The organism is Candidatus Eisenbacteria bacterium, assembly GCA_020847735.1.
Lineage (GTDB): Bacteria > Eisenbacteria > RBG-16-71-46 > RBG-16-71-46 > RBG-16-71-46 > CAIXRL01.
The window spans coordinates 1-22229 of the sequence record JADLBL010000020.1; the positions used below are offsets into that span (position 1 = coordinate 1).

18 protein-coding genes are annotated in these 22229 nt (G+C 68.8%); 8 read left to right on the plus strand and 10 right to left on the minus strand.

The window, feature by feature from the left end; all coding sequences use genetic code 11:
- Positions 1 to 718: 718 nt before the first annotated feature.
- Positions 719 to 1735: a hypothetical protein gene (locus IT347_08840; GenBank protein ID MCC6349680.1), complete on the minus strand. Its 1017-nt coding sequence runs from the start codon at positions 1733 to 1735 to the stop codon at positions 719 to 721.
- Positions 1736 to 1790: 55 nt separating this feature from the next.
- A complete protein-coding gene (locus IT347_08845) occupies positions 1791 to 2492 on the minus strand; it encodes a hypothetical protein (protein ID MCC6349681.1) in 702 nt (233 codons plus the stop codon).
- A gap of 183 nt (positions 2493 to 2675) precedes the next feature.
- Here IT347_08845 and IT347_08850 point away from each other — a divergent pair, with 183 nt between their 5' ends.
- The 4 genes from IT347_08850 (at position 2676) to IT347_08865 (ending at position 7170) form a co-directional block, all read left to right on the plus strand.
- Positions 2676 to 3602, plus strand: a complete 927-nt coding sequence (locus IT347_08850; protein ID MCC6349682.1) for a site-specific DNA-methyltransferase — start codon at positions 2676 to 2678, stop codon at positions 3600 to 3602.
- A gap of 67 nt (positions 3603 to 3669) precedes the next feature.
- Entirely contained in the window at positions 3670 to 4845 is a 1176-nt protein-coding gene (locus tag IT347_08855) for a DEAD/DEAH box helicase (protein MCC6349683.1), read from the plus strand.
- Positions 4820 to 5626, plus strand: coding sequence for a hypothetical protein (locus IT347_08860; GenBank protein ID MCC6349684.1), 807 nt, complete (start codon positions 4820 to 4822; stop codon positions 5624 to 5626). The genes IT347_08855 and IT347_08860 overlap by 26 nt, the downstream gene beginning before the upstream one ends.
- A 5-nt stretch (positions 5627 to 5631) precedes the next feature.
- Positions 5632 to 7170 carry an ATP-binding protein gene (locus IT347_08865; protein MCC6349685.1) on the plus strand — a complete coding sequence of 513 codons (1539 nt, stop codon included), beginning with the start codon at positions 5632 to 5634 and terminating at the stop codon, positions 7168 to 7170.
- 652 nt (positions 7171 to 7822) lie between these two features.
- On the opposite strand, the gene IT347_08870 is transcribed toward IT347_08865, so the two are convergent.
- From IT347_08870 to IT347_08885, 4 genes are all read right to left on the minus strand, one after another.
- Complete coding sequence (locus tag IT347_08870) at positions 7823 to 8305, minus strand: hypothetical protein (protein MCC6349686.1); 483 nt, start codon at positions 8303 to 8305, stop codon at positions 7823 to 7825.
- Positions 8306 to 8857: 552 nt separating this feature from the next.
- The gene (locus tag IT347_08875; protein MCC6349687.1) at positions 8858 to 10294 is read right to left on the minus strand and encodes an ATP-binding protein; all 1437 of its coding nucleotides are present in this window, start codon (positions 10292 to 10294) and stop codon (positions 8858 to 8860) included.
- 195 nt (positions 10295 to 10489) lie between these two features.
- Positions 10490 to 13171, minus strand: coding sequence for a serine/threonine-protein kinase (locus IT347_08880; protein MCC6349688.1), 2682 nt, complete (start codon positions 13169 to 13171; stop codon positions 10490 to 10492).
- A gap of 101 nt (positions 13172 to 13272) precedes the next feature.
- Positions 13273 to 14166 (minus strand): hypothetical protein, encoded by an 894-nt coding sequence (locus IT347_08885; GenBank protein ID MCC6349689.1) that lies wholly within the window; start codon positions 14164 to 14166, stop codon positions 13273 to 13275.
- A 268-nt stretch (positions 14167 to 14434) separates the two neighbouring features.
- Between IT347_08885 and IT347_08890 the strand changes: the two genes are divergently transcribed.
- Positions 14435 to 16393: a GAF domain-containing protein gene (locus IT347_08890; GenBank protein ID MCC6349690.1), complete on the plus strand. Its 1959-nt coding sequence runs from the start codon at positions 14435 to 14437 to the stop codon at positions 16391 to 16393.
- 19 nt (positions 16394 to 16412) lie between these two features.
- Here IT347_08890 and IT347_08895 read toward each other — a convergent pair whose 3' ends face one another.
- The 3 genes from IT347_08895 to IT347_08905 form a co-directional block, all read right to left on the minus strand.
- Complete coding sequence (locus tag IT347_08895) at positions 16413 to 17024, minus strand: redoxin domain-containing protein (protein ID MCC6349691.1); 612 nt, start codon at positions 17022 to 17024, stop codon at positions 16413 to 16415.
- A gap of 150 nt (positions 17025 to 17174) precedes the next feature.
- Positions 17175 to 17747: a peroxiredoxin family protein gene (locus tag IT347_08900; GenBank protein ID MCC6349692.1), complete on the minus strand. Its 573-nt coding sequence runs from the start codon at positions 17745 to 17747 to the stop codon at positions 17175 to 17177.
- Positions 17748 to 17814: 67 nt separating this feature from the next.
- Positions 17815 to 18831: a hypothetical protein gene (locus tag IT347_08905; protein ID MCC6349693.1), complete on the minus strand. Its 1017-nt coding sequence runs from the start codon at positions 18829 to 18831 to the stop codon at positions 17815 to 17817.
- A gap of 117 nt (positions 18832 to 18948) precedes the next feature.
- Here IT347_08905 and IT347_08910 point away from each other — a divergent pair, with 117 nt between their 5' ends.
- Positions 18949 to 19500: an energy transducer TonB gene (locus IT347_08910; protein ID MCC6349694.1), complete on the plus strand. Its 552-nt coding sequence runs from the start codon at positions 18949 to 18951 to the stop codon at positions 19498 to 19500.
- Between the two features lie 10 nt (positions 19501 to 19510).
- On the opposite strand, the gene IT347_08915 is transcribed toward IT347_08910, so the two are convergent.
- Entirely contained in the window at positions 19511 to 20446 is a 936-nt protein-coding gene (locus IT347_08915; GenBank protein MCC6349695.1) for a GNAT family N-acetyltransferase, read from the minus strand.
- A 91-nt stretch (positions 20447 to 20537) separates the two neighbouring features.
- On the opposite strand from IT347_08915, the gene rfaE1 reads away from it, so the two are divergent.
- Positions 20538 to 21539, plus strand: a complete 1002-nt coding sequence (gene rfaE1, locus IT347_08920) for a D-glycero-beta-D-manno-heptose-7-phosphate kinase (protein ID MCC6349696.1) — start codon at positions 20538 to 20540, stop codon at positions 21537 to 21539.
- On the plus strand, positions 21536 to 22036 hold the full coding sequence (gene rfaE2 / locus IT347_08925) for a D-glycero-beta-D-manno-heptose 1-phosphate adenylyltransferase (protein ID MCC6349697.1): 501 nt from the start codon (positions 21536 to 21538) through the stop codon (positions 22034 to 22036). Before rfaE1 ends, rfaE2 begins: the two co-directional genes overlap by 4 nt.
- Positions 22037 to 22229: the final 193 nt, after the last annotated feature.

Consider the following 22229-nt stretch of genomic DNA (forward strand, 5'->3'; position numbering starts at 1 on the left):
GGTTCAGCAGCGCCAGGTTCTGGAAACGATCGGGTCGAACTACCGCGTCACCGCGCGGAAGGCGCTCTACGACGCGAAGAAACCGTTCACGCTCATCAAGGCGACGGGGTCAGATTCTGACTGGTGCGCCACTCTCCGAGACGTTCGAACTTGGATCCTCGAGAATCCCGACTTCTACATGCCGGCCTTCGAGTGGAGCGCCCTCCCAAGCCGCGACAGGGCTGTCGCCTGACACCCTCTTCGAGGAAGCGAGCTAACCTTCGATCAGCTGACGCAAGTACCCTCGGAGGGAACGTTCGATGTCACTGCGCGGCAAGTCGAGCTTCCGAATCAAGCCGATGCCGTAGTGCCGAAGGATAGCGCGTTGGCTCGGGCTTCGACGAAGGGGTGCGCCGAGACGCGGCAGCTTGGCGAGTTGCTTGATGATGGCCGCGACATCTGCGGGTTTCGTTGGTCTGTAGTACATAAGGGGAGTTGTGTGTAAGTGAATGTAGTTCGGCCGGCCCGCATATCAGCGCGCAGGAACAATCGGTTCGCTCACGCGAGCGCAGATCCGCTGCCATCAGCGGGCGGGGTTCACCGCGAGGCGAGAGGTGCATCGGCCTGGAAGGCTCGAACGTAGAGCGCGCATACTATATCACAAATACAGATTCTTGCAAGCAGTTCGCCTTTAGCGCGCTGACCGTCGCCGGTCTGTGTAGTTGCCCCAGTGGCGAACCTATCGCCATTTCGTCGCCGACCACGGCCTTCCGCCGGTCACTTGATCCATCCAACCACTGCGATACGTCGTCACCGATTTTGGTCGCTCCTTCGGCGGGTCGGCACCCCAAAAGTGCCGGCCCTCGGCGTTCGTGCCAGTGGACTCAATGGAGGTCTCCACCGTGACGTGATCGGACTCGGGCAGCGGGTCGAGGTGCATCCGCAAGTCGATCGCCTTCGCGGCGGCGATCTCCTCGACCGGCACCACGGTGAACCCCGACATCCGGATCCGGCCGGGGCCATCGACCACCACCTCGTCGGCGCCATAGTGGATCGTCTTGGACTTCCGCTCACCCAGTGGCATCAATCCGCCGCGGAGGTCCACAAACCCACGAGGTTCGCCCCAGCGTGCTTCCATCGAGCACTGGTGGAGCGGCAGCACGAGGCGCTCGGGGGTCTGGGGGACGACGTACAGCGTGACGTCGACGCTCAGCGATGGTTCGTGTTTGTCGGTGAGGCCGGTTGCAGCTTTGGCTCGCAACACTTGGAGTTCGGGCACGCGCGCTCGCGGAACAAGCAACCGGATGAGGTCGGTGTGACGCGCCGAGCGGGTAGCCGTGCCCTCTCGCCACGGCACCTCCCACAACCCCGAGCTGTCCGTCGGATCCTGCCGGTGCTTGACGACGTATGGCGGGCGATCGGGCTCGAAGTAGAGAACGTGCACGCCCTCTACGATCAGGTGCTCCAGGCGTGGCGGGGAGGGATCAAGGAAGCTCGCCACCTGTGTCCACCAACGCGAGAACTCCGGATCCTTCGGCAGCGCGACCGGCCCCACGCACTCCTTGATGCCGATGAGGACGAGGAATGGCTCTGTCCGAGCGGCGTTCGCCAGCCCCGCAATGCGACGAGCGGCCTTTGCCGGCTCCACGAACGACTCCTTCAACTCGACCCGGTCGTCCTCGACGCGTCGGCCGGCGCGTGAGTCGTCGATGACCGCAAGTGCCCACGCTTCGATCTGCGCTTTCGACTTCGGCATCGTGTCCTCTCGAGAATCGTGCGTCGCGACATCCGCGCCCTCGGCCGTTGAGAGATCAGACGGCGTAGGTGTCGTCGAACTTGAAAGCCTTCCACAGCGTCTGCGCATCCTGAAGGGCATTGGCCAGGACTGCTTCCAGAGCGGCCTTGTCCTCTGCTGCGGGCGGTTTGCGTTCGGGGTGTTCGCCGTAGTGGAGCTCGAGCGTGGTGCGCCAGAACCGCTCTCGGATGAACCAGCGGGCGACCAACCGCCGTATCGAGGCGTCGGTGATCAGGACGAGCCGTTCGCGATTCTGGTCGTAGCACTCACGAGCTCTGTCCAAGTGCTCGAAGAAGTTGGCGGGGATCACCGCGTCGTTCTCCACGAAGTTGATCAGGGTCGGCAGCTGCGCACGGTAGAACCATAGGCTCTCGGCCAGCATGTCGACGAAGACCTCGCGCGACGCGGAGTCGTCAGCCGCCCTCTTGCGCTCGTGGGCATCGACGGCCGTCTGGGATGCCGCTTCCCAGCCCTTTCGAGCCGTCTCAGCCGCCTTGCGCCATCCCCTGACGGCAAAGTACCCGGTGACGACGAATCCACCGATGGTCACGAACCATCCCACGACATGTGCCGCGGTGATCCCGCCGTATGGAGCCTGGTGTTCGGCGAGAGCCACCCAAGCCGTGTCGTGAACTACGAGGGTATCAACCCGCAACGAGGTGGCCAGGAGCGAGTCCTTGTGCGCGACGACGCCAAGAAGCGAGTCAATCACAGACATCCGGCCCCCTGACTGCCCTCACAGGACCACGTGATTGCGGCTGGAGAGGGCTGTCATTGCTTTGACTGCTGACGTTCGGCTAGAGTGCCCACGACTGGCACCGTTCGCCGCCCTAACCGCCGCTCCGGCAAGAGGCTCCACGAGTTGACGACTACCGCTCTTCCGCCTGCCCGGCCCGGACAGATCAGACGCCGCAAGGTCCGGATCGCCTACGAGACCACCTACGGCACGGCCTACTACGGCACGGCCGAGAACGTCTTGGGCGACCCGTGGTTTCAGCGGCGCTACGCCGGCAAGGTTCAGCTGATCTTCACCTCACCACCGTTCCCTCTGAACCGCAAGAAGAAGTACGGCAACCTTCAGGGCCAAGAGTACGTGAAGTGGCTGGCCGACTTCGCGCCTCGATTCAGGGAACTGCTCACGGCGGACGGGTCCATCGTGATGGAACTGGGCAACGCCTGGGAACACGGCGCTCCCACCATGTCCACCCTTGCGCTGAAGGCGCTGATCGCGTTCCAGGAGGAGGGCAAGCTCCAGCTCTGCCAGCAGTTCATCTGCCACAATCCGGCTCGTCTCCCTGGGCCGGCACAGTGGGTGACGGTTGAGCGGATCCGGGTCAAGGACACTTACACCCATGTCTGGTGGATGTCCCCGACGGCGAATCCGGCCGCCGACAACCGTCAAGTGCTGACGGAGTACAGCCCCTCGATGCTGAAGCTCCTGAAGACGAAGAAATACAACGCTGGCATTCGCCCTTCCGAGCACAGCATCGGCGACGAATCGTTCTTGAAGGACAACAATGGGGCAATCCCGGCCAACGTCCTTACGATGGCAAACACGAAGGCCAACGATCCGTTCCAAGTCTACTGCCGGAAACATGGTCTCAAGGGGCACCCAGCTCGGATGCCCGCTGGGCTCCCCGAGTTCTTCGTCAAGTTTCTCACGAAGCCTGGGGACATTGTCCTCGACCCATTCGGCGGCAGCAATACGACCGGTGCCGTGGCGCAGAAGCTCAAGCGCAAATGGGCTGCGATCGAGCCGGTACCAGAGTACATCGAGGCGTCTCGCGCGAGGTTCGCCGCACTGCGGATGCTGGAGCCGGCGAGGTAGGGGGGATTCCTCGATGTCCGCTCCTTGGCACCTCGCCCCATCGCCACGCGGCTGGCAGAACGAGGCCTTGGAACTCTGGGCCAAGGACTATCGCGGAATCGCCAGCGTGGTTACAGGTGCGGGCAAGACGGTCTTTGCCGAAATCTGCATGCTCCGGGTTCGCGAACGTTGGCCGTCCACTCGGTTCATCGTTGTTGTACCGACCATCGCCCTGCTCGACCAGTGGTACATCAGCCTCACCGAGGAGCTTTCAGTCCCGCAGGTGGAGATCGCCACCTATTCAGGCGTTGGCAAGGCGGCGGAGCCAGCGCGAATCAACCTCGTCGTCCTCAACACTGCACGAACTGTCGGCCCGGAACTCGCGAAGGGAGTCGAAGCGTGCCTCATCGTCGACGAATGCCACCGGGCGGGCAGCCCGATCAACGCGAGCGCACTTCGCGGAAGCTACGTCGCCACACTTGGCCTATCGGCGACACCGACCCGGGACTACGATGAGGGATTCAAAGAGCACCTGGTCCCTGCGCTCGGGCCGATTGTCTACGAGTACGGCTACGAGCGGGCACGGACTGAGGGTATCGTCGCCCCATTTCGGCTAGTCAACGTGAAGGTCCCGCTCCTCGATCACGAGGCTGAGGAGTACAGCACACTCACCGGACGCGTGGCTCGGTTATTCCAGATGGTCAAGTCAGGGCGTGCCGATCCGGATCAGCTGAAGCGCCTCCTCCAGCGACGCTCAGCCTTCATCGCGAATACACGCCTGCGCATCCCGATGGCCGCGAAGATCATCGACCAGGACAAGCGCCAGCGCGCGATCATCTTCCACGAGCGGATCGCCAGCGCGAACGCCATCGCTTCGCTTCTCCGCGCGCGTCACGTCAATGCGACTATCTACCACACGCGCATCGGCGAGACGATCCGACGGGAGAACCTGCGATTGTATCGCAAAGGCCTCTTTGATTGCCTCGTAACCTGCCGCGCGCTCGACGAAGGCATCAATGTGCCTGAGACGAGAGTAGCAATCATTGCGGCATCAACGCGAAGCACACGGCAGAGGATCCAACGGCTTGGGCGCGTGCTCCGACCGGCGCCCGGTAAGACGTGTGCAACCGTCTACACTCTGTACTCAACTCGCCCCGAGCATCAACAGTTGCTCAAGGAGTCCGAACGACTCGGCGAAGTCGCTCAGGTGCATTGGGTCAAGGGAGGTGTGGCCGCGCGTGAACAGGATCCTGATCAACGATGAGTGGTACGACCCAGTAGACACCGACGCAACCTACGAAAGTGCTTTCGAGGGCGTCGTAATGGGACAGGCCGCTTCCCTGTTCCCGGGGTACCGTGCTCTCCCATTCAAGATCATCGTTGAATCCGAGTACGGGTCCGCCCGGGCTGACTACGCGCTGATTGAGCGGGGCTACCAGAACTGGTGGGTGGTCGAGGTCGAGATGGCCCATCACTCGCTCCCGGGCCACGTCGCGCCTCAGGTGCTTTCCCTCGGGAGCGCGGTCTATGGTGCCGACGCCACTGACTACATCATGGGCAAGGCTCCTGAGCTGGAACGTGTACGCGTGCAGGAGATGCTCCGGGGGCTGGCGCCCAAGATCCTTGTCGTCGTGAACCGGCCGGTCCCGGATTGGGCGCCGCACTTGCAGCCGCTCGGTGCCGAGCTGGCAAGCTTCGAGATCTACCGTTCGGCTCGGAACCGGTACGTGTACCGGGTCGATGGGTTCTTGCCATCGGCCGGAAGCGAGCAGGTCTCGCGGTGCTGGCTCGAGCCAACTATGCCCTTCATGCTTCGCATCGCTTCGCCAGGGAGCGTGCCGCTCGCGAATGCAGAACCCATCCAAGTCCTCTGGCAAGGGCGAGTCACGACGTGGAAGCGCGCTGCGGCACGCGACGCGTTGTGGCTCATTTGCACCGACCGTAACCCCCTCGATCCGGGCCGACAGTACGAGATGGCCTGCCTCGAAGAGGGGGTGCTACTGTTTCGTGAGACTCCGCACCGTGCACCGTATGGAGGTAGGTGATGTCCTTGAAACTTCAGATCGGTCTCGACGCCATCTCGTCGTACCGGCGGCTCTCCTACTCGGCGTGGCACGCGCTCGCCGAGTTCGTGGATAACGCGACCCAGGCGTACCTGAACAATCGAGCCACTCTCGACAAGGTCTACGCGGAGGAGGGCGACAAGCTCGAAGTCTCACTGACGTATGATCAGGAGGGCGGCCTGATTCGGATTGCGGACACCTCCATCGGCATGAGCTACAGCGAGCTGCAGGCGGCCCTCAAGATCGGGAATCGACCGGAGATTGCCACTGGGCGGAGCCGATACGGGCTTGGGATGAAGACCGCGGCTTGCTGGCTGGGCGACCTGTGGACGGTGCGAACGAAGAAGTATGGCGAGACAAGCGAGTACTCGATCGAGGTGGACGTCCCCCGGGTTGCCGGCGGCGACGATGACCTGCGAGAGCGTGTGGCCTCGGGCTTCGCTCCCGAGAAGCACTACACGATCATCGAGATCACGAAGCTCCACCGAGTCTTCCAGGGTCGCACCATCGGCAAGATCAAGAACTTTCTCCGTTCCATGTATCGGGAGGACTTTCGCCACAGCAGGTTGCGGCTGCTCTGGCAGGGCCAAGAGCTCACGTGGGAGGAACTTGATGCCCAGCTCCTGCGCTCGCTGGAAGACAAGATCTACAAGAAGGAGTTTAACTTCGAGATCAACACCAAGCCCGTTCGGGGCTGGGTTGGGGTCCTTGCCTCCGGAAGTCGTTCGATGGCTGGGTTCTCCATTCTGCACTGCGGGCGTGTCGTCAAGGGCTGGCCCGACGCGTGGCGGCCGTCGACGCTCTTTGGCCAGATCCTCGGCAGTAACGACCTGGTCAATCAACGGCTAGTTGGCGAAGTCCACTTGGATGCGTTCGAAGTCAGCCACACAAAGGACGACATCCTGTGGCTTGGCGACGAGGAGGACTTGGTTGAGGAGAAGCTCGAGCAGGAGTGCCGGGCCTACCGCGAGGTGGCTAGGAAGCATCGTGTCCGAGGCGGAGATCAGCGCGGGCCGTCCGAACTCGAGACGAAGACGGCCCTCGATGAGCTTCAGAAGGAGCTCGCCTCGCCTGAGATCATCGACACCATTCGACTCGAAACTGCGCCGGACCCCGACACCATCGAGCGTACGTTCAGGACCATCATCGATGCGGAACGATCTAGAGAGGCCACGATTCGTGTCGAGATCGACGGCATTGTCCTGAAGGCCTATCTGACCGGAGATCACTCGGAGAACGATCCTTACTTCGTGTGCGACGCGACGCAGCTGAACGAAGTCGCGGTGGTAATCAACCGGTCACACCCGCACTGGACCCAGCTCTCAGGGCCGGGGAACGTTCTCAACTTCCTCCGCCATTGCATCTACGACGCCCTGGCCGAACACATGGCACGTCACAAGAAGGCGACGATCCAGCCCGACACCATCAAGATGTTCAAGGATCGCTTCCTGCGGGTGCCGATGGAGATGGAGATGGGATCTGGCGGGGGCGGCGAAGAGGTCGCTGACGAGACGCCGGCCCCTTGAAATGTGGAGCCAGTCGTAACCGTCGTCTGACGCCCACCCTTCCGCGGAGCGTCACGATGCCGGAAGGTTCTCTCGAAGAGGTGGTTGCCAGCAGGGCTGGGGCAAACTAGTTAGCCGTCGTGTCCGCTATCGCAGTACGGCGTGGGACTTGGGCGCTCTTCGCTCGCGTGACAAGGAACATGAGAGCCACTGTGAGTACTAGGCCCAAGGACACGCCCGCTCCGGGATCTCGGCTCCCATATTCGTAGATGCGCTGCTGAACGCTCGGCAATACCGCGAATCCGACCGCCATGCAGCAGCTCCAGATCGCTTGGCGCCGGGATCGCTGAAGTAGCGCAATCGCGCTCAAGACCACAAACACGCCGACTGAGACTTGGCCTCCCACCCGAAGTTGCCTGAAGTAGGATGCATCCGCGGCGGCTATCAGAGCCTGATGAACACCGTCGCAGCCTGGCCCCCCACAGATCTTTGACCAACTCGGTGCGGGCAGGGTGATTTCAAGGAACAGGCTTGCGAGGAGGAGGACAAGTATCGCAAGGAGGATGGGGCGTAGTGATGAGCTAATATGCATTCTGTAATTATATAGCAAAGCGACGCGCTTCGCAAAGCGCGTCGCTTGGAGAGTGGCCGTTGTGGCCGCGTGCAGTCCTGATTACCAGGCGAGTTGGAAGCGGGACGCGAGAGTCTCCTTGCTAATGAAGATCTTGTGCGTGTACCACCACCAGCCGTCCGCGAACAGCATGTAGGTCTGGCAGTTGCTCGAGATGTTCCCGCCGCCACGGCTCGGCCAGATCATCCACTTGTTGAGCCAGTCGTACTGCTGGCCGTTGTAGAAACGAGCCGTCGGGTACGGGCGGCTCATGCTGCACGAGCTCCAGAACCACATGACGACGTGCTCTTGGCTCGGGTTCTTCGGATCGCGCCAGTGCTCGTCCACGTAGTAGGGCCGAACGACGTAGCTGTACGTGGCGGCAGGCGACGCGGGCGGCCTGCTCACTCCCTGAGCGGAATCGCTCACCTGCGCGACATCAGCCTTGGGAGCAGTCGGTGAATCACTGCAGCCAGCCAATGGGATGGCCAGACCGACGAGCGCGACCACCAAGACGATGACCGCACGAAACGGAAGCGTGCGCATCGCGCACCTCCTCGGTGGTCGAGTCGTGCTGCCCTCGTCCATCCCCAGCGGTCGCCGTGGTGTTCGTGGCAACCGCACGACCCGGAGCCACCTTTGCTTGGGCTAGGAACCCAAGTGCAGGATCGGTGATCCGGGTGACCGCGTCAAGAAAAAGCAGCGGCCGGATGCACATGCCCGACGGGCACGGCACCCGACCGCCGCAGGAGACGACCTTTCTCTCAACCTAGGGTTCCTAGCGCCAAGGAGGAGGTTCTGGTCGCCTATACCACCAAGAAAAAGGGAACGGTCGCCGCCATCAGGCAGCAACCGTGGGAGCGGTCGCTAGTGAGCGCTCTTGGCCCCGACGAAACGGAGCACGGTGGACGTACGTCGCATACACCTTCCGACGATCGTTCCGATGCGGCCTCAAAGGAGCAAGCACTCCATGAACGGGGCGGAGACTACTCCGCCATGCGATCCATGCAAGAGGATTCTGCAACAGGGCTAAGGTGTTGTCAATGGCCCTCATGGTCTTCGCCCAGCGCCCGATCGAGTTTTCGGCGTGTTCGACGACTAGGCGGGTGGTTCCGCAGCTCGACGTTCCTCACGGTCCGAATGTCGACCCCGGCCCGCTGTGCCAACTCTCCCTGCGTAAGCCCGAGCCGGAGCCGGGCCGCCCGAACTTGCCCGGGCGGGCCGTCCAGTTCGGGCACGAGGCCGCGCCCGAGGACGGCTTCGATCGACGGCCAACGTCGCGCGAGCGGGAGGGACTCGTCTCGCTCCCAGGCGGCGACGGTCACCTCCCAGACGTCTAGCCGCTGGGCGAGGGTGTGTTGCGTCAGCCCGAGATCCATCCGGCGCTGGCGGATTCGCTGCCCGAGCGTTTCCGGCTTGTGCGGATAACCCCTTGGGAACACGCGTGGTTTGCAGCCGGACAATGTGCGTTGAGTAAATGGCAACGCTGGCCCACGGGTTCATCGCCGCCACCAGCAGCGGCCGCGCCGGGAAGTGCGCGTGGCCGCTCGCGCGCGTGAGGTGCACGGCGCCGGTCTCGAGCGGCTCGCGCAGGGCGTCGAGCAGCGTGCGCGGGTACTCCGCGAACTCGTCGAGGAAGAGCACTCCCTGGTGCGCGAGCGACAGCTCGCCCGGACGCGGCGGCGATCCGCCGCCGATCAGACCGGCGCGGGTGGTCGAATGATGAGGGGCGCGAAACGGGCGCTCGCACATCATGCCGTTGCCGGGCAGGCGCAGCCCTGCGGCCGAGTGGAGCCGCGTCACGACCAACGCTTCCTCGGGTTCGAGGGGCGGGAGCAATCCGGGCAGCCGCACCGCGAGCATGGACTTGCCCGCGCCCGGCGGGCCAATGAGCAGCAAGTGATGTCCGCCTGCGGCGGCAATCTCGAGCGCGCGCCGCGCCATCGCCTGCCCGCGCACATCGGCCAGGTCCGCCCGGCCGTCGGCGCGCGCGTCGGGCGACGCCGGCGCGGCTCGCGGCAGCGATTCTCCGCGCAGCCATTCGAAGGCTTCGAGCAGCGTCGCGGCGGCGAGGACTTCGAGCCCCTCGACGAGCGCGGCCTCGGGGGCGGCTTCGGCGGCGCAGACCAGCGTGCGCGCGCCGGCACGCCAGGCGGCTTCGGCAAGCGAAAGGGTTCCGCGCGTGCCTCGCAGACGACCGTCCAGGGCAAGCTCGCCGAGCGCGGCCGCGCGCTCGAGCCGCTCGGACGGCGCCTGTCCGGTCGCGACCAGCATCCCGAGCGCGAGCGCGAGGTCGGCCGACGCGCCCTCCTTGCGGCGGCCGGCGGGGGCGAGGTTCACGGTGACGCGGCGCTCGGGCGGCGCGAGTCCGGTGTTGCGCAGCGCCGGCCACACCCGCTCGCGCGCCTCGCGCGCGGACGAATCGGGCAGGCCGACCATCACGAACCCGGGCAGCCCCGGGCCCATGTCCACCTCGCAATCGGCCGCGAAGGCTTCGAGTCCCCACAGCAGCGCGGTGCGCACGCGGGCGAGCATGGTCCTCGCGCGGGGGCGGGTCGTGCCCGCGGGTTGCAAGAGCCGTGCGCGGCCGGCCGAGTTCGCGAGCTGCGGCCGCGTGCATGCGCGGCAGCCGGCTTCGAGGTCGCAGAGGGGTCTGCGCGGGCCGTTCGCGACGTGTCCGGCGTGCACGATCCGGCCACGCCGTGCGGGGCGGCGCCGCCGAGACGGGCTCTACCGCGTTCGCTGCGCCGCGCGCCAGTTCACGACGACCGTCATCGGCGTACTGGCTTCGCCCGCGGTGACGAGGAACAGGAAGCGCTTGCCGTCGGGCGCGACGTCGTAGACGTTCCGGCGCGCGCTGCTCTCGACCACGACACGGAAGAGCGGCTGCGGCGTGCCGGGTGAGAACGTCGTGCCGACGGTGACGGGCACCGCCATCAACCGCCGGTCGGGCGAGAGGTAGAAGATCTCGCGGCCGTCGTGGCTCCAGAAGGGATCGGTGCCGCCGCGCGTCGAGATCTGCCACTTGCCCGCGGAGCCGTGGAACGGGACGACGTACACCTCGGCGCGGCCGGATTCGTCGGACTCGTAGACGATCCAGCGCGCATCGGGCGAGAAGCGCGCCCGGCCCTCGCCGAAGGGCGTTCCCAGGACGCGCTGGGGCGGCGCGGCGCCCGAAGCCGGCACGGCGAATACGTCCATGCCGCTGCCCGCCGTGATGCCCTGGAAGAGGATCCACTGGCCGTCGCGGGACCAGTCGAGCACGGCGCTCCCCCCGAAATGGCGGGCGACGATCCTCGTCTCTCCGAGGCCGGTGGCGGACTTCACGGCCACGGCGTCGGAGTCGCCGGCCTGCACGGTCCACGCGATGCTGGAGCCGTCCGGCGACCAGACGGGATTGCCATCCGGAGCGGGGTCGAACGTGAAGCGCGTGCTGGTGCCCCGCACGAGATCCATCACGCGCAGATCCATGTTGGTGCTGCCGACTTCGCGCAGCCGGATGGCCACGCGGTCGGCGCCCGGCGACAGCGCCGGTGCGCGGAAGTCGGCGGCCGGCGCGAGCTCGGCGAGCTCGCGCCCCGTCCGGTCGAGCCACACCAGGCGATTCTTGGTCTCGCCGGTCGAGCGGTAGACGAGCACGCCGTTGCGGGAGACCGTGAAGTTGGCGAGGGCATTGCCCGCGACGGGCAGATCCTCGGCGACCGGGAAGGGCTCGCCCTGAAGCTTCATGGCCCGGGCGTCGAAGCGCTGAGCGAGCAGCGTGCGGTCGCGCGCGAACAGCAGGTACCCGTCGGGGGAGTACTCGACGCGCGAGCCGGCGATCTCGAGCCGGCGGGTCGCGGTGTCGCCGAGCGCGCCGAACATGATCTCCGACGTCCCGGTGCCGCCGCTGATGCGGCTGAAGAAGAAGTGCCGGCCATCGGGCAGGAACGCGGGCCAGCCGACCTGGGCGACGCTGTCGCCGCGGATCGCCACCGTCGGCACGCCGCCCGCGGCGCTGACGCGCCAGATGGGGTCGGATCCGCCGCCGTCGAACAGGATGACGTCGTTCCTGCTCCACGAGCCGTCGGAGCCGGACGGCGCGTCGCACACCACCGTCGCGGGACCGCCCGCGAAGGGGATCTTCTTGAGCTTGCCGCCGGCGATGAACCCGAGCATGCGGCTGTCGGGCGACCAGAACGGCGCCGCGGCGCCCTCGGTGCCGGGCACGACGTTCGCGGCGAGCGCGTCGAGCGGTCGCACCCAGATCATCTTCCGCCCGGCGGAGTCCTCGGCCGCGAAGGCGATCACCCGTCCGTCGGGAGAGAGCCGCGGCATGCTCATGGTGCTGACCGAGGGTGGCACCGGAACGGTGAAGCGGATGACTCCGGCGTCCGCGCCGCCGCCGCCCGTGCCCGCGCGCAGGGCGAAGTATCCGGCCGCGAGCGCCGCGAGCACCGCGGCGCCCCAGGCGAACGGTTCGCGCCGCAGGCGGCGGCGCGGCGCGAGCGGCGCGGCCACTCCCGACTGCGAACCGGACTGCGCGATCCAGGTGAGTTGCAGCTTCACGTCGTGGGCGGTCTGGATGCGCTCCTCGGGGTCCTTGGCGAGCAGCCCGCGCACGAGCGCCTCGAGAGCGGGCGGCGCCAGCGGCACGAGCGTGCTCATCGCCGGCGGCTCGGTGCCCATGATCGCGCCGATCAGGCTGGCCTGGGTGCGGCCCTCGAACGCGCGGCGGCCGGTGACCATTTCGTAGAGCACGCAGCCCAGCGCCCACAGGTCGCTGCGCACGTCGGACTCGCGGCCCTCGAGTTGCTCGGGCGCCATGTAAAGGAAGGTGCCGACGATCGCGCCCTCGGCGGTGAGCGGCGAGGCCACGGTGGGCGATTGCGTCAGGTGCGGGATGCCGCTGCCGCTGCCCGTGCCGGGTCCCGCGACGCCGGCGGCGCGCGCCAGCCCGAAATCCATAAGCTTGGCGCCCGAGCGCGTGAGCATGACGTTGCCCGGCTTGAAGTCGCGGTGGACGATGCCGGCGCGGTGCGCGCGGTCGAGCGCGTCGGCGATCTGGATGCCCAGCTTGAGCGCCTCGGGGACCGGCACCGGGCCCCTCGCCAGGCGTTGCGCGAGGGTTTCGCCGTCCACCAGCTCCATGACGATGTACTCGATGTCGCCCGACCCGCCCTCGCCGGGCGCCCGGCCGACGTCGTGGAGGGTGCAGATGTGCGGGTGGTTGAGGCTCGAGATGGTCCGCGCCTCGCGCTCGAAGCGCGCGTGCACCTCGGCGTTCTCGCGCAGGTGCTGCGGCAGGACCTTGATGGCGACGTCGCGTCCCAGGCGCGTGTCGCGCGCACGATAGACTTCGCCCATGCCGCCGGCCCCGAGCGGCGAAAGGATTTCGTAGGGCCCGAGTCTGGTGCCGGTGGTCAGGTGCATGGGGCGGCACAGTACGACACGCCCGCGCCCCGGCGATACGGAGAAATCGCCCGTCGCGTGCGGCGCGGCGAGCGCAGCGACCGGCCCAGGGCGCGCGGCGACTACTTCTGCTTCGTCCGGGGCAGAGGCTGCACCAGTTCGGCCGCGAGCTCCCACGGCTTCGACTGCCCGCGGTGCCACACGTGCACGTAGAAGCCCGAGTCGGGCGCCGCCGGATCGCCGGTGACGTACGATCCGTACGTGTAGCCGAGGTCGCCGCTCCTCGAGGTGAACTGCGCGAACGACATGAGCGTCGCGCTGCTCTCGCGAACGCGCAGGCTGTCGCAGGCGGGCTCGATGCCGACGACGCGCGGCATGCCCTCGCGCATCACGATCACGAGATCGGCGCCCAGTTTCGCGAGCGCGGCGGCGGCGCCGCCCTGCTTCGCGATTTCGCCGAAGTCCGCGTCGGCCTTCCACAGCGAGCGGCGCCGGTCGAGCGGTCCGCGGCCCGAACGCGGCGCGGTCGCGGGCGGCAAGAAGACCGGCTCGTGCGCGGGGGCGGCGTGCCGGGAATGCGAGACCCCGATGTCGAGCGCGGCGAGGAAACGGCCGTCGGCCTGGCGCCGCCAGACGGTGAGGTACTCGCCCCACGCGGCTTCCTCACGACCCCGGTCGGGCCGCCAGGCCCACGGCCCCGTCGTCCAGCCGAGGTCGCCTCCGCCGCTGATCGCCGCGTAGGCCGGCCGCCAGGACAGCACCGCCCGGTCGGGCTTCGCCGCGTTCCAGGACTTGCGGCCGTTGACGGGTCCTGGCCGGAAGACGACGCCCGTCGGCGCGAGCCATGTGAGGAATGCCGCCCGGGTGCTCTTTTCCGCCGCGTCATGGGCGAAGGCGCGCTCGCACTCGACCAGCGTTGCGGCCGTCGGCGGGCCCGCGGGTGCCGGAGCGGTGGCCGGGGTCGCGCCGGCGAGCAGCGCGAACCAGGGGAGCGTGATGAACAGGATCGGCTTCATGGCGGGTGTTCCCATGGACCTTCGGTATCGAACCGGTCCGAACCGGGCCGGCCCGCGAAACCCTCGCGCCGAGTCATAGCACCCGGTGCGCGCCGGCGCGAACCGGACGCGGTGACGGTCCCGGGCCCGGCGCGCGCCTTCGCCGGCCGGTGCCCTTGCAGGATGCAACGAGGGTGCGGAATGCGAAGGTCCTTCCTCAAGTCACGCGCCGGCAAATCCGAAAACTCACTCGGCCCTCGCACCTCCTACCCATTCGGAGAGCAGCCCGTTGCACAGGCCCATCGCGCGATACCTGAGGCGTTACCGGGACCGGCTCGTGGATGCGATGCAGCGTCCGCTCGCCGGGACGCTCGGTCCCTCGCGCGCCCGCGACGAGGCTCAGGCGCTCGTCTCGGAACTGCGCGAGGCGTTCCTCGGTCCCGACCCGCGGGCGTTCATGAAGCCGCTCGGCGTTCGCATCGCCGGCTGGTGCGACGCCGGCGTGGACGAACGCGCCATCGGCGAGGCGCTGCTCGCGATCGTCCGTTCGCCGGCGCTGCCCGATCCGCCCGTGCAGGAGGTGCTGGCCCGCGAGAAGCGGCAGAGCGAGAAGTTCGCCGCGCTGCTCGCCGTGAGCCATGCGGTCGTCAACACGCTCGACCTCAACGTCATCCTGACCACCATCGCCAAGAAGGTTCGCGAGGTGATCCAGACGGACGAGTGCACCGTGTTCCTGTTCGACGAGAAGGAGCAGGTGCTCTACCCGGTCGTGTGCGACGCCAAGGCCTGGATGGAGGAAATGATGGCCATTCGCCTCAAGCTCGGCGAAGGCATCACCGGCATGGTCGCGCTCACCGGGCGCGGCGAGATCGTGGACGATGCCGAGACCGATCCGCGCTCGGTGTCCGTGCCCGGCACGCCGCCCGAGCCCGCCGCGCTGCTGTGCGTTCCGCTCGTCAGCCAGGACAAGGTGGTCGGCGTCATCACGCTCTCGCGCCTCGGCACGCGCACGTTCCAGCAGGAGGACCTCGAGCTGGCCACGCTGTTCGCCGGGCAGTGCAGCGCCGCGATCGCGAACGCCCGCATGTACGAGAGCATGAAGGCGGCCTACGACGAGCTGCGGGACACGCAGGCCCAGCTCGTGCAGGCGGCGAAGCTCAACGCGCTGGGCGAGATGGCCGGCGGGGTGGCGCACGACTTCAACAACATCCTCGCGGCGATCCTCGGGCGCACCCAGCTGCTGTTGCAGACGGTGCCCGAGCACGAACTGCGCCGGCAGTTGCTGGTGATCGAGCAGGCGGCGCTCGACGGCGCGCAGACGGTGCGCCGCGTGCAGGAGTTCACGCGCGTGCGCCAGGACGAACACTTCCAGACGGTGGACATCAACCAGGTGCTGCTCGGCGTCACCGAGCTGACGCGTCCGGTGTGGGAGTCGGGCGCGAAGCGCAAGGGCGTCTCGATCGACCTGCACCTCGAGCTGGGTGCGACCAGCAGCACGGTCGGCAACGCCTCCGAACTGCGCGAGGTGTTCACCAACCTGGTGCTCAACGCCGTGGACGCGATGCCCAACGGCGGCGAGCTGTGGATCACCTCGAGCAACGGCCAGGGTGTGGTGAACGTGCAGCTCCGCGACACCGGCATCGGCATGGACTCGACGATCCTCGGCAAGATCTTCGATCCGTTCTTCACGACCAAGGCCGTCAAGGGCACCGGGCTGGGTCTTTCGGTCGCCTACGGCATCGTTACGCGCCATCGCGGCACGATCACGGTGGACAGCGAGCCGGCGGTCGGCACGCTGTTCACGCTGACGTTCCCGGTCGGGACCGCCCCCGACGAGTCCCTGCCCGCGGCCGACGACGCGCCGCTGCCGAAGCGGCGGGTGCTGGTCGTGGACGACGAGGAGATCGTGCTCGAGGTGCTCGCCGACCTGCTGACCGCGATCGGCATGGACGTCGAGCGCGCGCTCGGCGGCGCCGCCGGCGTCGAGGCCGTCCGCGGCGGTCAGTACGACGTGGTGTTCACCGACCTCGGCATGCCCGAGGTGAACGGCTGGGACCTCGCGACCGCGGCCAAGGAGCGCAGCTCCGCGACCGCGGTCGTGCTCGTCACCGGCTGGGGTTTCCAGCTGGGCGAGGACATGGCGGTTTCGGGCGGCGTGGACCTCATCATGGCCAAGCCGTTCTCGTGGGACGACGTGCGGCAGGCGCTGCGCCAGGTCGCCGTGCTCATGGAGCGCAAGGCGGCCTGAGCGCAGTCGCCGGCCGCGGTCAGCGCGTCGAGGCCGCCGGAAGCGAGCTGCCCTCTGCGGGCAGCCCGAGCGCGGTCGAGGCGACGTTCACCCACGCCTCGCGGGGCAGCTCGAAGCGGTCGAGGCCGCGCACGCGGCCCGCGCGGTCCACGAGGAACCAGGCCGGCGAATCCTGCCGCGTGTACGGATCGAGCACGTTGTACTGCGCCCCGATCGCGCGCTGGCGATCGGGCACGACCGGAAACGTGAGCGACAGGCGCCGGACGACCTCTCGGCACGCGCCGACCCGCCAGTCGAGCACCGCGACGGGAACCACGCCCAGCCGGGTCAGGCGTTCGGACTCGCGCTGCAGCCGCCGCAGGTCCGCCTCGTCGGCGCCGAAGACCAGCAGCACGTCGCCCTGGGCGCGAAGGTCACGCAGGCGCGCGGTGCCGCCGGCGAGCGTTTCGTAGGCGAAGTCCGGCGCGCCCGAGCCGGTCACGACGGTGGCGTATTCGGTGCCGGTGCCGAGCGGAACCGGCGCCGGCGACCGGGGACGATCGAGCGGCCCGCCGGCCGCGCCGGCCGCGAGGGCAAATCCCGGAAACCCGAGCAGGGCGGCGAGGGCCACCGGGAACAGGATGCGATTCAATTTCTGACCTCCGGAAGAGCGACACGAGTGCGGTGCGGACACGAGGATGCACCGGTCGTATCGGCCCCTCCGGGTGCCCGGTTGAATCACTGCGAAACGCGATTTCGCAAAGCCGCGCGCGCCAGCGCTTCAGCGATTCGGATTGCGAAGCTAGAGGCCCGTGACGGCGTATTGCACGGCGCGGGCAGCGTCGCTCGGGACAAGTCCCTCACGAATCTCGATGCGGACGACGACGCCCTTGGGGTCCACGATCACGTAGCCCGGCAGCGGCTGGTTGCGGCTCATGTCGTAGGCCCCGTAGAGCGCGGCGATGTCGCCGGTCATGTCGTCGAGCAGCAGCGCCTTCGTGTCGCGCCGGGCGGCCCACGCGGCGAGCTGGCTCACCTTCTCGGCCACGACGCCCAGCACGACGGTCTGCTCCGGCACCGCACGGGCCAGCGAGTCGAGCGAGCCCAGCGCGCGGCGCGGGCAGAAGCACACGACCGCCCACTGGCCGCGCAGGTTCGAGAGCCGGACCTTGCCTCCGCCCGCGAGCGGCAGATCGAAGTCCGGCGCGCGGTCGCCCTTCTCGACGCTGCCGAGCGACAGGCGCGGCGAGGACGGTATGCCGCCGGCCGCGGCGCGCTTGTCGGTCGGTGGTTGCGCGGGCCGGTAGCGATCGGTCTGCGCCGCGGCGGGCGCGGCGGCGAGCAGCAGGGCGAGGACGAATGCGATCCGCGGCATGTCGGCACCTCCTCCACGGCCTTTCGCGGCGGACGGGCCGCCGTGCGATGAGGGGGGCGCGGAGCCTTCAGCCGGCCAGGCGTCCCCCGGATGCCGGGGCGCGAGCGACCTCGTCGCGCAGCGCCGCGAGGTTGGCCTCGGGGCTGTGGGGCGGGATCGAACATCCCGGCGCGACCAGCCAGCGCCGTCCGCCCGTCTCGGCGAGCGCACGGCGATACTGCTCGAGTACGGCCTCGGGATTACGATCCTGCAGCGCGCCCTCGTGGGCGATGCCGCCCATGACGGCGCCCGGCAGGCGCGCGAGGCCCTCGGCCAGCGACGGGTTCGCGGGCGCCAGCGCGTCCCAGGAGAACGCGCCGACGGGATAGTCCGCGAATTCGAACAGCAGACAGTCGTCCTTGCAGACGTGCATCGTGTGATAGGGCGACGGGCCCGCGGCGGCGAGCAGCCGCAGGTCGTAGGGCCGCGACCAGCGCCGCAGGTCCTCGGGGGTGACGAACCGGCGGCAGCCCCAGTCCACCGTGGCGAGGTAGAGCCCGTCGGCGCCGGCCCGCAGGTACGCGCCGGCGAGCCGTTCGAACACGCGCGTCACCACTTCGAGCGCGCGCGCCACGCGCGCCGGCTCGGTGACGAGGTGCTCGCGCAGCAGTCCCGGCGGCTCGGTGAGCTCGGCCAGGATCGCCAGCGGGGTGAACACGGTGGCGAGAACGGGCACGTTCGGCGGGACGGCGGCGCGCACGAGACGCACGGCCTCGAGCTGCTCGCCGAGCGCCCCCGCGTCGTGCGGAATCTCGGCGATGCGATCCCAGTCGGCGGCCTCGTGCACCGGCCAGCGTTCGAGCACGGGCTTTTCGTCCGGCACTCCCGGGTAGCGGTAGCGGACGCCCCAGTCCTCGACGTGATAGTGCTTGCGGGGGTTGATCTTGATCCAGTCCCAGCCGAAGCGCCGCCAGCGTTCGACGGTGTGCTCGGCGAGGTCGCGGGCGCTCGACTCACGGTGGTACACATGGCCCCAGAAGGAAATCGGGGGTCGGTCCACCGGCTGGCCACGAAGGGCCGCGAGCACCCGGTCGCGCTCGGTCATGGCTCCAAGTTAGACCCGCGCCGCGCGCGCCTCAAGCACTCGCTGCCGGCCCGGTCCGGGCCACGCCGCCGCGGGCGGGCGCTGGCGTGCCGCTGCGGGCGCGGCTACCGTCCGGCCATGAAGCTCCCAGCGGCCGTGTGCCTGGCGCTGCTCGCCCTCGGTTGCGCCCCGCGTGCCGGACCGCGCGCCGCGCGCGAGGGCCCCGAGACCCTGGCGGTGTCGGTGCTGGGCGATACGTCCGAAGCCGGCACGCTTCGCCCGGCACGCTTCGGCGCCGCGCCGGGGGCAAGGCTGACGCTCGTGCGCATCGCGACCGCCCGGGCGGACATCGGCGCGGCGCTGCCGGTGCCCGAGCCTTCGGCGCCGCCGGCGCACGACGAATCGCCGACGGAAGCCTCCGGTGACGACATCCTGCGTCCGCCGCTGCCCCGCGGAACGGCGACGCTTCGCGTGCGGGCCGACCGGCCGGCGTGGGTCGAGTTCGACGTGCGGGTGGACGAAGCCGGCGAGGTCACCGACGTCATCGCCGTCGCCGGCGACGCCGACCCGGCGGTCGTCCGCGCGGCGACCGACGCCGCGCTCGCGCTGCGCTGGCATCCCGCGACGCGACGCGGGCAGCCGGTGGCGGTGTGGTGCCGCCAGCGGTTCGAAGCGGGCCCGGGGCGCTGAGCCGCCGCGCCTACTCCCGCCGACCTTCGGCGCGGCCCCAGATGCGACGGGTGCGCGCGACCTCGAAGCCCTCGGAGCGGTAGAGCGAGAGGGCGCCTTCGTTGTCGCCGTCCACCATCAGCGTGACGGGACCGGCGGCGTTCGCCTCGAGCCAGCGCACCCCCCAGCGCAGCAGCGCCCGCCCGAGACCGATGCCGCGCGCCTCGTGCGTCGTGCCGAGCACGCCGACCTCGCCGCGCGTCGCGTGCCGCTCGTTGCGGCAGAAACCCACGCAGCGGCCGTCGCGGTAGGCGAGCAGCAGGCCTTCGGCGGCGAACGTCGGGTCGGCGGCGAGATTGCGCCCGGTCTCCTCGTTCGCCACCACGAACCGGTAGTGCTGCGCGAAGGAATCGTTGTAGGCGGCGGTCCAGTCGGCGAACATCGGGTCGCTGTGGTCGAACGTCCGCCGCTCGATTCCCGCCGGCCAGGCCGGCTCGGCCGCGCCGCCGCGCGGGCGTTCCATGAGCCAGAACCAACGCTCGTGCGCGAAACCGAACTTCGCCGCGAGCCGCTCGGCGGCCTCGTTCGGCATCCACGCGCTGCCCGCCACCTCGATGGCGCCCGCTCCCGCGCCTGCCTCGCGGACGAACGCGAGCAGCGCCTCGGCGAGCCGGCTGCCCACGCCGCGGCCGCGGAAGCGCTGGCGCACCCCGACGCGCAGCATGGTCCAGACGCCGTTCGCCTGCGGAAGCGCCCAGGGCACGCCGAAGCCGGCGATCTCGCCTCCGACTTCGGCGATGCGAATGCCCGCCTGCACCAGCCGCCGGTCGTGCAGCTTGTGCTCGAGCCCCTCGGGTCCGAGGAACTTGTCGAAGTGGGGAGCGAGTTCGGGTTCATGCAGGGCCGCACGCAACGGCTCGCGATCGGCGGGCGTCCAGGCTCGCAGGGTGACGTTCATCCGCGACACGCTAGAAAGCTCCGGGCCGCGCGTCAACGGCCGGCGCGCGCGGCGCAGCGGACTTTGACGGCCTCGCGCGGGCGCGCGTAGCCTGCCGCGCATGTCCGTCACCGCCTTCGCTCCCGAGCGGCTCGAGTCGCTGGTGGCGCGCTTTCCGGGCCGCCGGCTGCTGGTGCTGGGCGATCTGATGCTCGACCACTACCTGTGGGGGCGCTGCGACCGCATCTCGCCCGAGGCCCCCGTGCCCGTCGTCGAGATCGAACGCGAGAGCAGTTCGCTCGGCGGTGCCGGCAACGTCGCCGCCAATCTCGCCGCGCTGGGTGCGCGCCCGGTCCTGGTCGGCGTGCTCGGCGAGGACGCGCGGGCGCAGCAGCTGCTGGACGCGTTCGCCGCGCGCGGCGTGGACACGCGTTCGCTCGTGCGCGACGCGACGCGGCCGACGACGATCAAGACGCGCATCCTCGCGCAGAACCAGCAGGTCGTGCGCGCCGACTGGGAATCGCGCGCCGACCTCGCCGGCGAGGCGCTCGCCGGGGTGCTCGGGGCGCTCGCGCGCGAGCTGCCGAACTGCGAGGGACTGGTGGTCAGCGACTACGGCAAGGGCATGGTCACGCCCGCGGTGCTCGAGCAGGCCATCGGGCTCGCGAAGGCGGCGAAGCTGCCGATCAGCGTGGATCCCAAGGAAAGCCACCTCGACGCCTACCGCGGCGTCAGCATCCTGACCCCGAACCAGCACGAGGCGGGCTGGGTGATGGGCCGGCGGGTCACCGACGCAGCCAGCCTCATGGAGGTCGGCTGGGGCCTGCAGAAGCGGCTGGACGTCGAATGCGCCCTCGTCACGCGCGGCGCCGACGGCATGAGCCTGTTCGAGAAGGGGGGGCGCTACACCCACCTGCCGACCGTCGCCCGCGAGGTCTTCGACGTGACGGGCGCCGGCGACACCGTCGTGAGCGTGGTCGCGCTCGCGCTCGCGGCCGGCGCCGACTATCCCGAGGCCTGCCATCTCGCGAACCACGCCGCCGGCGTCGTCATTCGCGAGGTCGGAACCGCCACGTGTTCGCCCGATCAGCTCCGCCGCTCGCTCGCCGGGGTCGCGCCGTGACCGGCGGGACGTTCGAGCTTCCCTCGGCCGCCGCCGCGAAGCTCGCCATCTGGCGCGCGGCTCGGGAGCGGATCGTCTTCACGAACGGCGTTTACGACCTGCTGCACCGCGGGCATGTCGAATACCTCGAGGAGGCGCGCGCGCTGGGCGACCGCCTGGTGGTCGGCGTGAACAGTGACGCCTCGGTGCACCGCCTGAAAGGCCCGACCCGGCCCATCCTGCCGCAGGGTGATCGCGCCGGGCTCCTCGGAGCGCTGGCGTGCGTGGACCTGGTCGTGATCTTCGACGACGACACGCCGCTGCGGCTCGTCGAGGCGGTGCGGCCCGACGTTCTCGTGAAGGGCGCCGACTGGGCCGCGGAGGCGATCGTCGGCGCCGACTTCGTGCTCGCCCGTGGCGGACGCGTCGAGCGCATCCCGCTGCGCGAAGGTCTCAGCACCTCGGTGATCGTGAAGCGCATCCGCGAGGGCCGAAGCGCGCTCGATCCGTGGACGTAGACCGCCGCGCGCGGTGCGCGGCGCGAACGCGGCCCGCGGGCTTCGTGTCCGGCCGCGACTGGCGGTGCGGGATGCGGACGGGTTAGCATCCGCGCCGGCCCCCGCTCAGGACAGGACCGCGGCGCCCCCGGGCCGCGCGCTTCGCACCGCAGTTTCAGGCAGCCGACGTCCGGCTGGAGCGAGCACAGACCGG